Origin of the sequence: Chelatococcus asaccharovorans, assembly GCF_003201475.1 — a bacterium.
Lineage (GTDB): Bacteria > Pseudomonadota > Alphaproteobacteria > Rhizobiales > Beijerinckiaceae > Chelatococcus > Chelatococcus asaccharovorans.
The window spans coordinates 35,816-48,482 of sequence record NZ_QJJK01000006.1 but is presented as its reverse complement, the minus strand read 5'-3'; the positions used below and the strand labels follow the sequence as shown (position 1 = coordinate 48,482).

The following is a 12,667-nucleotide window of genomic DNA, read 5'->3' as shown; positions in this document are numbered from 1 at the left end:
CTGTGCGCCCCTTCCTCACCCTGCATCACCCCAGAGCTGCCCGGCGCTACTACGAAGAGGGAACTTGGCGCGACGACACGCTTTACGGCCTGCTTGCCCTGCATGCGGAAGCGACGCCAACGCTGCCAGCGGTCCGCGATCACCTGCGCGAGGTCACCTGGGCGCAGCTTCGGGACGAGGTCGACGCTGTTGCGCACGATCTGCGCCTCCGCGGCCTGGAGGGTGGCGATATCGTTTCGCTCTGGATATCGAGCCGTATCGAGTCGATCGCCGTTCTTCTCGCCTGTTCGCGGGGGGGCTTCGCCTGTAACCCCTCGCTGCATCGGTCCTACACCAGTGCCGAGATTGTCGCATTGCTGGAGCGTCTCGGTGCGGCTGCGTTCGTGACCGAGCGCGGTTGGGGGATCGACCGGCGGACGACCGCGCTCGAGCCGCTGCTGGATGGGGTCCAGAGCCTGGTCGCGCGCTACGATGTCGCGGACCTGCCGAAACGCGGTGCGGGAGAGGCCCCGCCTGTCGATGACCCCGACAAAATTGTCTATCTCGCCTTCACTTCCGGCACCACAGGCACGCCCAAATGCGTGATGCACTCCGACAACACGCTCCTCGCAAATGCGCGTGATCTCGTTCGAGACTGGGGGCATGACAGCTCGACCCGGCTGCTGACGCTTTCGCCCCTCTCCCATCACATCGCCTGGGTCGCCGTCGCGCAGTGGCTGCTGACCGGCTGCTATCTGGTCACGGGGACACCGAAAGCGCCGCTGTCGGTCCTGGAGTGGATCGCGGACAACCGTCCGAACTATGTGATGGGCGTTCCCACGCACGCCATTGATCTGCTCGCGGCGCAGGCAGCGCAGGGCCGGGACATGCTGGCGAGCATTCGCATCTTTTACATGGCAGGCTCGTCGATCCCGCCTGTCGTTGCCGAGGCATTCGCCGCTCGGGGGATCAAGCCGCAGAACGTCTACGGCATGACGGAAAACTCATCACACCAGTATACCGCTCCAGATGATGCGGCCGACATTGCGACCTCTACCTGCGGTCGCGGCGGCCGCGCCTATGAAGTGCGGATCTTCGATACGGAGAACGCCAATGCGGAGGTGCCGCAAGGTGTGGCCGGTCAGATCGGCGGGCGCGGTGCCGCGCTGATGCTGGGTTATCTGAGCAACCAGGAGGCCACCGCGCACAGCTTCAACGCCGACGGTTGGTTCCTGTCCGGCGATGTCGGCCGCCTCGACGCTCAGGGAAATTTGCGGATCGAAGGGCGGCTGAAAGACATTATCATCCGCGGCGGCCACAATATCTACCCTGCGCAGATCGAAGCGCTCGCGCTGCGCCATCAGCTCATCGAGAAAGCGGCGGTTGTACCCGTCGCAGATGCACGGCTTGGCGAACGCGTGTGCCTGGTGTTTTCGGGGAGCGCTGCACTCACGGACATCGTGCCGCGCCTGCTCGCCGAGGGACTCTCGAAGGCCGACCTGCCCGAGTTTCTGCTCCGCGTCGAATCCTTCCCCCTCACGGCGAGCGGCAAGGTGCTGAAGCGGGAACTGGTCGACCGCATCCGGCGCGGTGAGCTGGCGCCAGAACCCGTCCGCCAATCGGAAGGCGCCAGTTCATGAAGCTGCAGCTCGACTACCGTGATCGCGTGGCGATCCTCACCCTCGATGGTCCGCAGACCCTCAATGCGCTGAACTTCGCTGCGCTTCGGGCGATGGGGCCGCTGCTCGACGAAGTGGCCGGATCCGCCGCCCGCGCGCTGATCGTCGTCGGTTCAGGGCCGAAGGCCTTCTGTGCGGGCGCAGAAATTGGCGAGCTGCGCAATCGCTCACTGATCGATCAGAAGCGCGGGGCCGAACTGGGCCAGGACGTCTTCGACAAACTGGCCAGCCTTCCTGTGCCGTCGATCGCCTCGATCAATGGCTACGCCTTTGGCGGCGGCCTCGAACTGGCGCTCGCCTGCACCTTTCGGTTGTTGCGGCCCAACGCAAAACTCGGGCTACCCGAGATAAAGCTGGGGCTTATCCCCGGCTATGGCGGTACACAGCGCCTGCCGCGCCTGGTGGGTGAGGCGCGTGCCCTCGATCTCATCATGACCGGGCGGACGATCGATTGCGCCGAGGCCGAGCGTATCGGGCTCGCGACGCGCGTCGTCGAAGGCGATGCGCTCGAGGAAGGCCTCGCATTCGCGGCGGGGTTCATCGACTACAGCCTCCCCGTTCTGGGCTTTGCCCGTGCGGCCGTGCAGCGCGCCGCGCAGGTGTCGCTGGGCGATGGTCTGCGGACCGAGGCAGAACTGTCGACCCTCGCGTACCGCACCGCGGACGCCGAGGAAGGGCTGGCGGCCTTTGCCGAAAAGCGGAAAGCGGTGTTTGGCGATGCGTGAAGGATGGATCGTTGTTACCGGCGGCAACCGCGGCATCGGCGCCGCCATCGCCAGGGACCTCGAAGGTCGCGGAGCGCGTGTCGCCTCGATCTCGCGTTCCGGCGGCGCCAGCGCTGGACGTGACCTGACCTGCGACGTTCTCGATGAGGCGGCACTTGCCGCGCACTTCGCTGAACTGGCAGCGGAAGCGCCAATTGTCGGTCTCGTCAACAATGCCGGCCGCCATCAGTCGCAGCCCAGCACAACCCTGTCGCTGGGCGACTTCCAGTCTCTCATGGAGCTGAACGCAGGGTCGGTTCTGCTCGCGTCGCGCCTCGTCCACCCACATCTCCTGCGTGCCGGCGGCGGACTGATCGTCAATATCGGTTCGTTCTTCGACAAGCTGGGCACAGGCGAGAACGTTGCCTACTCCGCCGCCAAGGCGGCCGTCGGCGCCATGACGCGCTGCCTCGCGGTCGAATGGGCCCACGACGGCATTCGACTGCTCAATGTCGCGCCCGGCTACATCGAGACCGACCTCAATCGCGACTTCCTGGCCAGCGAGCGCACGCGCGCATGGCTGGCCAGGCGCATTCCCGTCGGCCGCGTCGGACAGGCAGAGGAGGTGGGTCGGCTGGTTGGCGCCGTGTTCGACGCCGATGTCGCCTTCTTCACGGGCGCCACGCTTTACGTCGATGGCGGGCAGGGGATGAATCACTGATGAAGATATTTGAAGCCCTCGATCGCCGCCGCCGTTGGAGCGGGGAGGAGGCCCTGATCCTCGAACAGGTGCAGCGTGTCGTGGCGGAGAGTATCGCCCCTCATGCTGCGCGCTTCGACGCGAACGGCGAATTTCCCACGTCGAGCGTCGAGGCGCTCAACGGCCTGGGGCTGAACGCCATCTTCATTCCCGAGGCGCATGGCGGCATTGGTGCGCCATTCAGGCTCTACGCCGAAATCGTCAAGACGATCTCGGCGGCCTGTGCCTCGACGGGCATCATCTACGCAACCAACATGCATGCGATCGGTCCGCTGATCGAGTTCGGCACCGAGGAGCAGAAGGCCCGTTTCCTCCCGCGAATGTTCGAGGGCGGCCTCGCGGCACTCGCGATCACCGAGGCGGAGGCCGGCTCCGATGCCATCGGCATGCAGACGCGCTTCACTCCCGACGGCGACAGCATCGTCATCGACGGGTCCAAGCTCTTCATCACCAGCGGGGATGTTGCGGACCTCATCCTGCTGTTCGGCAAATGGTCGGATATCGCCGATCCGAAGAGGGCGATCTCGGTGCTGGTGCTCAAGAAGGGGACACCGGGCTTCTCGGTCAACGCGATCGAAAAGAAGATGGGTCATCGCGCCTCGTCCACTGCCGCGCTCTCATTCTCGGGCGTGCGGGTCCCACGGGCAAACCTCGTCGGCGCGCCCGGAGATGGCCTGAAGATCCTGCTTGCGTCACTCAACAGGTCACGGCCCAGCATCGCTGCTCACGCTATCGGCATTGCTCGCGCTGCCTTCGCCGACACCGTCGAGTACATAAACCTGCGGCGGCAGTCGGGACATCGCATCGTCGAGTTCCAAGGCATCCAGTTTCTCCTGGCCGACCTAGCTTCAGAATTGGCATTGACCGAGGCTTGGCTGGATCATGTGTGCGCCCAGATAGACGATGGCGAACGCGATTTTGGCGTCGAGGCGTCGATCGCTAAAATGCGGGCGTCGGATCTCGCGATGCGGATGACCACCGAGGCCGTGCAACTGCACGGCGGCAGCGGCTACTGCCAAGACCTGCGGGTCGAGCGGCTGATGCGCGACGCCAAGATCACCCAGATATGGGAAGGCACCAACCAGGTCCACCGCCAGTTCATCGGAAAGAGCTTCGTGCGCAAATGAAACAATCGACGAATGTGGCGGTGTGCGGTGCGGGTGGCACCATGGGAGCAGGTATTGCGATCGTCTCGGCGCGCTCGGGCCATCGCACGATCTGCTACGACACAAGCGCTTCCGGTCTGGAGCGCGCCCGCGGGCAGATCGAGAAATTCTTCGCCAAGTCTGTCTCCTTGGGCAAGCTCACCGCAGAACAACAGGCCCGTGCTCTCGACGGCCTCACCATGACGACATCGCTTGATGATCTGGGCGCCTGCGAACTCGTGATTGAAGCGGTGTTCGAGAATCTCGAGGTGAAGAAGCAGCTCTTCGGCAAGCTGGACTCTGTCTGCGCCGAGACGGCGGTGTTTGCTTCCAACACCTCGACGCTCTCGATCACCGAGATTGCGGCCGGCTCGGCCCGGCCGGATCGGGTGGTCGGAATGCACTTCTGCCTCCCCGCGCAGCTCATGGCGCTTGTGGAAATGACCCCGGGACTGCGAACCGATGCTGCCGTGTTCGATGCCGCCTGGAACTGGGTTACGGCGGCCGGACAGGTCCCGGTCCGCACGCAGGATAAACCGGGCTTCATTCTCAACGCGCTTCTGGTGCCGTTCAACAACGACGCCATTCGGGCGGTCGAGGCGGGCGTTGCATCGCCCGCCGACATTGACCGGGCCATCAAGACTGCGCTGGGTAACAAGCTCGGCCCGCTCGAATTGGTCGATCTGGTCGGGCTCGATACGCAAGTGCGGCTCTGCGATGCCTTCTATGCCAACACCTACGATCCACGCGCCGCGGCCCCGCCCTTGCTCAAGCGGATGGTGGCTGCGGGGCTGCTCGGCCGAAAGTCCGGCCGCGGATTCTTCGCGTATTCGGGACAAGCGATGTTTGGGGCATGATAGCGATGACCTGCCGTATTCATACGGGCGCCGACGGCGCCGCCCACTGGCTCGATAGCCCGCATTTCGATGGCCAAGGTACGATCGATGTCCATGCACTGGGCAGCCCAGTCGTTCCTCATCCTGAGAGTGTCGCCGTTCTGGTCGAACTCGACCACCGTATGCTGGCCGCGCTGGCTGGAGATCCGTGGGCGGCGGAGGCCGAGAACATCCTCGGCTTTACGCGCTATGCCAACGGCACCGATGCGCCGAGCAGGCTGGTCGAGCTCGTGCGTGCTCGCGCTACGGGCGATAGCGCCGTAGCTGCCGCCCGCGCTCTTTTCGAGGCTGCAGGCTACCAGGTTGTGGTCTGCGCTGATCAGCCCGGGCGGATTGTCGATCGACTTATCCGTCCGGTCTATAATGCCGCTCTACGGCTCGTGGACGAGGGCCTTGCCACCCAGGCCGATCTCGACCTCACCTGTCGGCTGGGCCTGGGCTATGTCGACGGACCGGTCGAGCGTGTGGAGCGCGGCGGTCTTGCACATCACTACGACGTCACCGCGGCGCTGTTCGAGACCTTCGGCACGCCAGGTTTCGCCCCCGCAGCGCGCAGCGTTGCAGCGGCCCAACGCAGGGCGGCCCGGACATGACCCCGCTTGACGGAATTGTCGTCATCGACTTCTCGACCCTGCTCCCGGGGCCGATGGCCTCACTGATCCTGGCCGAGGCGGGGGCGGATGTCACCAAGGTGGAGCGTCCCGACGGGGAGGAGATGCGCCGCTACGATCCTGATTGGGATGGGGTAAGCACCAACTTCGCCCTCCTCAACCGTGGCAAGAAGAGCGTCGCCGTCGACCTCAAGAATCCGGTCGACCGTGACCGGGTGATTGCGCAGATCGCACGCGCCGACGTCCTGATCGAGCAGTTTCGCCCCGGTGTGATGGATCGCCTGGGTCTCGGTTACGCCGCCCTTCGTGCGCTCAACCCACGGCTCGTTTACTGCTCCATCACTAGCTACGGTCAATCGGGTCCTCTCAGCATGACCGCGGCACACGATCTCAATTTCGTCGCCGAGACGGGATTGCTGGCTCTTTCCAGCGGCCCCGTGGAACAGCCGGTCGTGCCACCTGCGTTGATCGGCGACATCGCGGGCGGTGCCTTGCCTGCGGTGATCAACATCCTGCTCGCGCTGGAGCAGCGCCGTCGCACGGGAGATGGCTGCCGCATAGATGTGTCGATGGCCGACAACCTCTTCCCCTTCATGTACTGGGCCCTGGGCAAGGGTTTCGGCACGGGCCAGTGGCCCGGCCGCTCGGACGGTCTCGAAACCGGTGGGACCCCGCGCTATCGGCTCTACCCGACCAGCGACGGCCAACTCGTGGCCGCCGCACCGATCGAACAGAAGTTCTGGGAGACCTTCTGTCGCCTGATCGAACTCCCGCCGTCACTTGCCGATGACGCGGCCGACAGGGTTGGCGTCATCGAGCGTGTTGCCACCATTGTCGTTTCGAGGCCGGCGTCGCACTGGCGGGACATCTTCGCCAATGAGGAGTGCTGCTGCTCGATCGTTCGCAGTCTCGAGCAGGCTGTCGCCCATCCGCACTTCCATGCGCGCGGCCTGTTCGGGCACGAACTCGTCTCTGCCAATGGCGCGGCGCGCATGCCCGCTCTACCGGTGCCGCTTGACCCCGGACTGAGGCGTCCCGCCCAGTCGCTGCGCGCACCGGCGGTCGGCGAGCACAACGCATTGTTCGAAGCGCCCCGGCCGTGACGACAGGCAGCCCCCGGGTGCTCGTCGGTGGGATCTTTCTCGAGGCGCACAGCTTCGCGCCGCGAAAGACCCAGGCCGAGGATTTCGTCGTCGTCGAAGGCGAGGCGCTCATCGGGAAGGCCCTCGAGTCCGGGACCGGGCTGGGCGGGGGTGTGCGCTACCTCCAGGCCGCTGGAGCCAGCCTTATCCCGACTGTCTCGGCGGTCGCGCCGCCGGGTGGTCTCGCCGAGCACGCGGCGTATGTCCTGCTGCGCGATCGCATCGTTGCCGCTGCGGAGCGGCATCGGCCCGACGCGGTGTTCCTTGATCTGCACGGGGCGATGGGCACTACGGAACTAGCGGACACCGAGGGTGACATCGCCACGGCACTGCGCAAGGTGCTCGGGCCTGATGTGCCGATCGCCGCGAGCCTCGACATGCATGGCAACATGACGCCGGCCATGCTCGAGGCGACCCCGCTGTGGATTTCGTGCAAGGAGAATCCGCACAGCGACTATCATTTGGCGGGCGAACGTGCGGCGAGGCTGCTGCTCGAAACTCTGGCCGGAACCATCGCACCCGTCGCCCGTGCAATATGGCTGCCGCTGCTGCTGCCGGGCAAACTCGGAACCGGGGCGGGGCCGCTCAAGGAGATCCACGCGCTTCGTCGTCAGCTCGAGGCGGACCTGCTCGATGCGTCGATCTACAACACTTACATGTTTCTTGATGGAGCCCCTTCAGGTCAGTGCGTGACGACGCTGTCCGACGGCACCGCCGCGTCCGCCGCCGTCCGCCGGCTCGCCGAAGACCTGTGGAGCCGACGCGAACAGTTCGGCGTTGATCGCCCCACGCTTGAGAGCGTGCTCGCATCGCACCGGCCCGGAACCGGGTTGCTCGTTCTGGGCGACCAGGGGGACCGGGTTCTCGGCGGTGGATCGGGCGACGGCACCTATATCCTCCGTCATCTCATCAAGACCGGCTCCGATCTCAGGGCACTGATCCCGATCACGGATGCCGCCGCGGTCTCAGCCGCCAGGGCGGCGGGTATCGGGGCCACTGTCGATATCGCCGTAGGTGGCACCATCGTGGGCACGGAGCGCCCCGTCGCAGCCGCCTGGAAGGTACGAAACCTCACGGACGGCCGGTTCGTCCAGGAGGGGCCCTTCCTTGCCAACGAACCTGCCGACATGGGTCCGACAGCGGTGCTGCAATCGGGCAATTGCATGCTGGTCGTGAGCAGCCGGCCCGCACTGAGTCAGGACCCTCAGGCCTTTATCAGCACGGGCGAGAATCCGGAGGAATACGACCTCGTCGTTTGCAAGTCCGGCTTCCATTTCGAGATGGCCTTCAAGCGGCTGGGCAGGTGCGTCGTCGTCGATACGCCGGGACTCACCAACTATGTGTCCGGCTACTTCACATTCCAGCGGCGCCCGCCCCTGTGGCCGGAAGCGCCGCATATCGTTCCCGATCTTCAAGTCCGGCGCTTCCCGCCGCCTCCTCTGCCTTCCGGAACAAAGGATGTGCCATGACCAGATCAAAGTCCGTTGAGGCCTTTAAGCGGGGTCTCAACGTTTTCCCCGATGGCACAACGCGTATCACCATCGAGCGCGACCCCTATCCCATCTACGCTGCGCGCGGCGAAGGAGCGGCGCTGTTCGACGTCGACGGCAGGCGGTTCCTCGACCTGCATGGGAATTTCACGGCGCTCATCAACGGGCACGCCTTCGCTCCCGTCGTCGAAGCGGTGACCCGGCAGCTGCGCGATGGCACCTGCTTCGCCAACCCGACCGAGGCCGAGATCGCGCTCGCCGCGTTGATCTGCGGCCGTATCCCTGGCGTCGAGCGGCTACGGTTCGTAAACAGCGGCACGGAAGCGGTGATGTTTGCCGTCAAGGCCGCCCGTGCCATGACGGGTCGGCCGGCCATCGCCAAGATCGAGGGCGCTTACCACGGCGGGTATGACTGGGTCGAAGTAAGCCAGACAAGCGCGTCCACCAACTGGGGGCCGCCCCATGCGCCGGCGAACACGAGCTACTATCGTGGCATGCCCGAACGCGTGCTCGATGATGTTGTGACCCTGCGATTCAACGACGCTGAGGGTGCCGCAGCGCTGATAGAACAGCACGCGGATCGTCTCGCGGCGGTTCTGCTCGATCCGATGCCGAGCCGCGCCGGACTGATCGAGCCGACGCCGGCCTTCGTCACGGCGATACAGCAAACGGCAGCGCGGCACGGTGTGCTGGTCATTGCCGACGAAGTGCTCAATCTGCGTCAGAGCTATCATGGCGCTTCCGCGCGGATCGGCCTCAAACCCGATATCGTCGCGCTGGGGAAGATCATCGGCGGCGGCTTCCCGATCGGTGCGATCGGCGGACTGGCCGACATCATGGACGTATTCTCCAAGAAGCCCGGCGGCCCATTGGTTCCCCAGGGCGGCACCTTCTCGGCCAATCCGGTCTCGATGGTTGCGGGCCGGGCAGGGATGGAGGCACTGACCCCGGCTGTTTTCGACAGGCTCGCCGCGGCCGGTGACACCGTGCGTTCGGGGCTCCGTCAGAGCATCTCGAGGCATGGGCTGTCGTTCTCTGTCACGGGCGCAGCCTCACTGCTGCGCGTCCATGCGAAGGCGGTGGCGCCCCTCGACTACCGCGACGCGGTGGAAACTCCCGCAGAACGTGCGGCGATATCCCGCTACGTCAACCATTTCATCGAAGCGGGACTTCTCGTGCCCGCGAGTGGCATGATCTGCTTGTCGACGCCCATGACGGAGGAAGATTTGCAACTCATCATCGAGACATTCGATGCGTATGCCGCACTTGAGGCCCAGCAGGCTACCTAGAGCAAATCCGGCTTAGATGGAATCGTTTGAACCATTTAATTATTTGAATTTGCTCGTCAATTTCTGAGCGGAGCAAGTCCGCGACAGACGGACTTGCTCTAGCCGATCGGAGGACGAAAGTGGACTTGGGATTGGTGAACAAGGTTGTTGTGGTGGTGGGCTCGACCTCCGGCATCGGCCTCGCGACGGCGCGGGAATTCGTCCGCGAGGGAGCGAAGGTCACCATCTGCGGACGGGACGAGGCGCAGCTGCGCGCGGTGCTTGAACAGATGCCAGCCTCCGCGAACCCGGTTCTGCCGGTGGTCTGCGACGCGGTCGACCCGGCTGACGGGGCTCGCCTGATCGACACAGTCGTCGCCCGCCACGGCGGCATCGATATCCTCGTCAACAATGTCGGTGGTGCAGTGGGCGGCCGGCTGCTTGCCAACAGCACCGACGAGGAATGGCGCATCACGTTCGAGCGCAATGTCGTCCAAACCGCGCGGCTGATGCGGCTCGCCATCCCGCATATGTCTGGACGGCCCGGCGCTGCCATGGTCAACGTGGCTTCAATCTCGGGCTGGGTACCGCAGCTTGCGAGCAGCGGCCAGTATGGTGGCTCCAAGGCAGCCCTGATCTTCGATACCGAGCGCTGGGCGCTCGAGCTCAACGAACATGGCATCCGGGTCAACGCCGTCGCGCCCGGAGCGATCTTCGTCGAGGGCAGAGGCTGGGGTAGCTACAGCAAGCAGCACCCGGAAGACTATGCCGCCTATCTCGCCGCTGCATTCCCGATGGGCCGCCTCGGGCGCCCCGAAGAGGTGGCCGACGTCATAGTCTTTCTGGCATCCTGCCGCTCGCATTGGGTCAATGGCCGTTGCGTGCCAGTGGACGGTCTAGAACAGCCTGTGCGGGCCGAACGCCACTGGACCGGCCACCACTGAAGCCGCGTCCCCGGCGGTCCGAAAACCGCCGGGTCACCTAGAGCAAGTCCGTCTTTTGCGGGCTTGCTCCGCTCGAAAATTAACGAGAAAATTCACCGACTTAGATGGTATCAGGCGATTCCATCTAAGTCGGATTTGCTCTAACGCTCTCAGAAGCTCCGGCGGAAGAACAGCCGCCGTGCCACGAAGGCGAGGGATAGGGTGGCGAGCGTCATGCAGACCAAGACGAAGCAGAGGGCTGCGCCGAACGGCCAGTTCGATTTCCCGGCGATCTGGTCGTAGATCGCCGGCCCCATCATCTTGAACCGCGGTCCTCCCAGCAGCACTGGCGTCGCGAACGAATTGACGCACAGGATGAAGACCAGCACCGTGCCGCTGAGGATGCTGGGGGCGGCGAGTGGCAGTACCGTCTGTATGAACGCCTTGGACGGTGTCGCCCCTAGGCTCTGTGCCGCCGATTCGAGGTCGGGCGGCACGCCCTCGATACCGGCCTGCACCGACAGCGCTATATAGGGAATCACCACCGATGCGGTACCAATGATCACCGCGAACTGGGTGAACATCAGACCCAAACTCCCATCGGCGCCGATGACCTTCGCCAGCGTGTCAGCAATGCCGCCATAGCCGAGCAGGCCTACCCAGCCGGACGCGCGCACGGCGCTGCCGATGAAGAGCGGGATCACGATGATCATCACCAGCAGCGATTTGAACCGGCTGCGGCTGCGCGCCAGCATCAGCCCGATCGGGAAGGCGAGCAGCATACAGACGAGCGTCGATGCCAAGCTGGTGCTGAGCGTGTTGGCCATGACCATCATCCAATACGGCTCGGTCAGGATCTTGGTATAGTTTGCGAGGGTTAGGGCCTCGACCATGAACAGTGCCGGTCGGAACTCGTTGAAACTGATCCGAAACAGATAGGCGAACGGCACCAGCACACCTGCAACGATGAGTATCGTCGCAGGTACGAGGAGGAGTGAAGCGGTGGACGATCGCGTCATGCGAGGAAGACGGTCTGCCACCAATCGGACCAGGCCGGCGTCAGCTCGGCGATCTGCTTGATGTCCGGCTTGAAGTAGTGTGCTCGCTCCTGGTCGGTGAAGCCCAGCTTGTCGAGCATCTCCTGGCTGATGCCCGAATCGCTGACCGTCGGCGCGTAGCCGAATTGCTTGGCGAACGCGACCTGAGCCTCCGGGCTCAGCGCACTCTTGATGAAGGCGATTGAGCGGCTGAGGTTGGGCGCATTGGCGGGGATGCCGATCTCGAATGTGACCGGCAGGATGCCTTCGGTCGCGCCCACATTGTCCACCGGAATGCCAGCGTCCTTCCACTGCGCGGCGCGCGCGCGCCACATGATGGTCGTCGTCACTTCGCCCGATTTCATTCCCTGTGCGAGCTGGTCGACGCCGGGATAGATCTTGACGCCCGACGCTTTGAGTTCCAACAGCTTCTTCTTGCCCGCCTCGTAATCAATTGGGCCACCGGCCGCTGCGACCTGCGACGCGACGATGATGTTCTGTACGAAAAGCGTATCGGCGATGCCAAGCTTGCCCGCGAACTTCGATGTCCACAGGTCCGCGTAGCTCTTGGGTGCCGCGGCGACGCGGTCGGACCGGTAGATGATGACGAGGCCGCTCGAAATCTGCGGCACGGAATAGCTGTTGCGGAACTCGGGGAACAGCTTCTCGAGTTGGGGGATCCGGTCGGCAGGCAGCGGGGCCAGAACGCCAGCGAGGTTCATTTCGTACATGTCGTTGTCGGCCAGCAGGACAATATCGAGACTGCCGGTGCGGAGCCGCTTCTCGGCGAGCAGCTTGGTCTTGCGTTCGCCCTGCATAGCGATGTCGAAGACGATCTCGATCTGGTCCTTGGCGAGTATTGGGCTGACGGAGCTGGTCAGCACGTCCTGGAAAGCTCCGCCCCATGTGCCCACCGTCACCTTGCCCGAAGCGGCCAGGCTCGATTTGGGCAGCATCGAGGTGCCGGCGGCTGACCCAAGCAGCGCCAGCGCCTGGCGGCGCGACAGTCTTGTCGTCATTTCTCGTTCTCCAG

12 protein-coding genes are annotated in these 12,667 nt (G+C 64.5%); 10 read left to right on the top strand and 2 right to left on the bottom strand.

What is annotated here, in order from left to right; genetic code table 11:
• The first annotated feature begins 2 nt into the window (after nt 1-2).
• The 10 genes from C7450_RS14655 (at nt 3) to C7450_RS14610 (ending at nt 10,618) form a co-directional block, all read left to right on the top strand.
• Nucleotides 3-1,619, top strand: a complete 1,617-nt coding sequence (locus C7450_RS14655) for a class I adenylate-forming enzyme family protein (protein ID WP_110375216.1) — start codon at nt 3-5, stop codon at nt 1,617-1,619.
• On the top strand, nt 1,616-2,383 hold the full coding sequence (locus C7450_RS14650) for an enoyl-CoA hydratase/isomerase family protein (protein WP_110375215.1): 768 nt from the start codon (nt 1,616-1,618) through the stop codon (nt 2,381-2,383). The genes C7450_RS14655 and C7450_RS14650 overlap by 4 nt, the downstream gene beginning before the upstream one ends.
• Nucleotides 2,376-3,083 carry an SDR family NAD(P)-dependent oxidoreductase gene (locus C7450_RS14645; protein WP_110375214.1) on the top strand — a complete coding sequence of 236 codons (708 nt, stop codon included), beginning with the start codon at nt 2,376-2,378 and terminating at the stop codon, nt 3,081-3,083. Before C7450_RS14650 ends, C7450_RS14645 begins: the two co-directional genes overlap by 8 nt.
• A complete protein-coding gene (locus C7450_RS14640; RefSeq protein ID WP_110375213.1) occupies nt 3,083-4,249 on the top strand; it encodes an acyl-CoA dehydrogenase family protein in 1,167 nt (388 codons plus the stop codon). The genes C7450_RS14645 and C7450_RS14640 overlap by 1 nt, the downstream gene beginning before the upstream one ends.
• The gene (locus C7450_RS14635; RefSeq protein WP_110375212.1) at nt 4,246-5,124 is read left to right on the top strand and encodes a 3-hydroxyacyl-CoA dehydrogenase family protein; all 879 of its coding nucleotides are present in this window, start codon (nt 4,246-4,248) and stop codon (nt 5,122-5,124) included. Before C7450_RS14640 ends, C7450_RS14635 begins: the two co-directional genes overlap by 4 nt.
• Before the next feature lie 5 nt (nt 5,125-5,129).
• Nucleotides 5,130-5,756, top strand: a complete 627-nt coding sequence (locus C7450_RS14630) for a 3-hydroxyacyl-CoA dehydrogenase family protein (protein ID WP_245449753.1) — start codon at nt 5,130-5,132, stop codon at nt 5,754-5,756.
• The gene (locus C7450_RS14625) at nt 5,753-6,877 is read left to right on the top strand and encodes a CaiB/BaiF CoA transferase family protein (protein WP_110375210.1); all 1,125 of its coding nucleotides are present in this window, start codon (nt 5,753-5,755) and stop codon (nt 6,875-6,877) included. Before C7450_RS14630 ends, C7450_RS14625 begins: the two co-directional genes overlap by 4 nt.
• Nucleotides 6,874-8,385, top strand: a complete 1,512-nt coding sequence (locus C7450_RS14620) for a M81 family metallopeptidase (protein ID WP_110375209.1) — start codon at nt 6,874-6,876, stop codon at nt 8,383-8,385. Before C7450_RS14625 ends, C7450_RS14620 begins: the two co-directional genes overlap by 4 nt.
• Nucleotides 8,382-9,695, top strand: a complete 1,314-nt coding sequence (locus C7450_RS14615; RefSeq protein ID WP_110375208.1) for an aspartate aminotransferase family protein — start codon at nt 8,382-8,384, stop codon at nt 9,693-9,695. The genes C7450_RS14620 and C7450_RS14615 overlap by 4 nt, the downstream gene beginning before the upstream one ends.
• A gap of 134 nt (nt 9,696-9,829) precedes the next feature.
• Nucleotides 9,830-10,618, top strand: coding sequence for an SDR family NAD(P)-dependent oxidoreductase (locus tag C7450_RS14610; protein WP_170147253.1), 789 nt, complete (start codon nt 9,830-9,832; stop codon nt 10,616-10,618).
• 149 nt (nt 10,619-10,767) lie between these two features.
• On the opposite strand, the gene C7450_RS14605 is transcribed toward C7450_RS14610, so the two are convergent.
• Together C7450_RS14605 and C7450_RS14600 are read right to left on the bottom strand one after the other, a co-directional pair.
• Complete coding sequence (locus C7450_RS14605) at nt 10,768-11,547, bottom strand: ABC transporter permease (RefSeq protein WP_170147252.1); 780 nt, start codon at nt 11,545-11,547, stop codon at nt 10,768-10,770.
• 65 nt (nt 11,548-11,612) lie between these two features.
• A complete protein-coding gene (locus tag C7450_RS14600) occupies nt 11,613-12,653 on the bottom strand; it encodes an ABC transporter substrate-binding protein (protein WP_110375205.1) in 1,041 nt (346 codons plus the stop codon).
• Nucleotides 12,654-12,667: the final 14 nt, after the last annotated feature.

What these genes read in the sequence shown, in the direction of transcription:
- C7450_RS14650 (WP_110375215.1), top strand. Translation starts at nt 1,616, where the DNA reads ATGAAGCTGCAGCTCGACTACCGTGATCGCGTGGCGATCCTCACCCTC.
- C7450_RS14645 (WP_110375214.1), top strand. Translation starts at nt 2,376, where the DNA reads ATGCGTGAAGGATGGATCGTTGTTACCGGCGGCAACCGCGGCATCGGC.
- C7450_RS14640 (WP_110375213.1), top strand. Translation starts at nt 3,083, where the DNA reads ATGAAGATATTTGAAGCCCTCGATCGCCGCCGCCGTTGGAGCGGGGAG.
- C7450_RS14635 (WP_110375212.1), top strand. Translation starts at nt 4,246, where the DNA reads ATGAAACAATCGACGAATGTGGCGGTGTGCGGTGCGGGTGGCACCATG.
- C7450_RS14630 (WP_245449753.1), top strand. Translation starts at nt 5,130, where the DNA reads ATGACCTGCCGTATTCATACGGGCGCCGACGGCGCCGCCCACTGGCTC.
- C7450_RS14625 (WP_110375210.1), top strand. Translation starts at nt 5,753, where the DNA reads ATGACCCCGCTTGACGGAATTGTCGTCATCGACTTCTCGACCCTGCTC.
- C7450_RS14615 (WP_110375208.1), top strand. Translation starts at nt 8,382, where the DNA reads ATGACCAGATCAAAGTCCGTTGAGGCCTTTAAGCGGGGTCTCAACGTT.
- C7450_RS14600 (WP_110375205.1), bottom strand. Translation starts at nt 12,653, where the DNA reads ATGACGACAAGACTGTCGCGCCGCCAGGCGCTGGCGCTGCTTGGGTCA.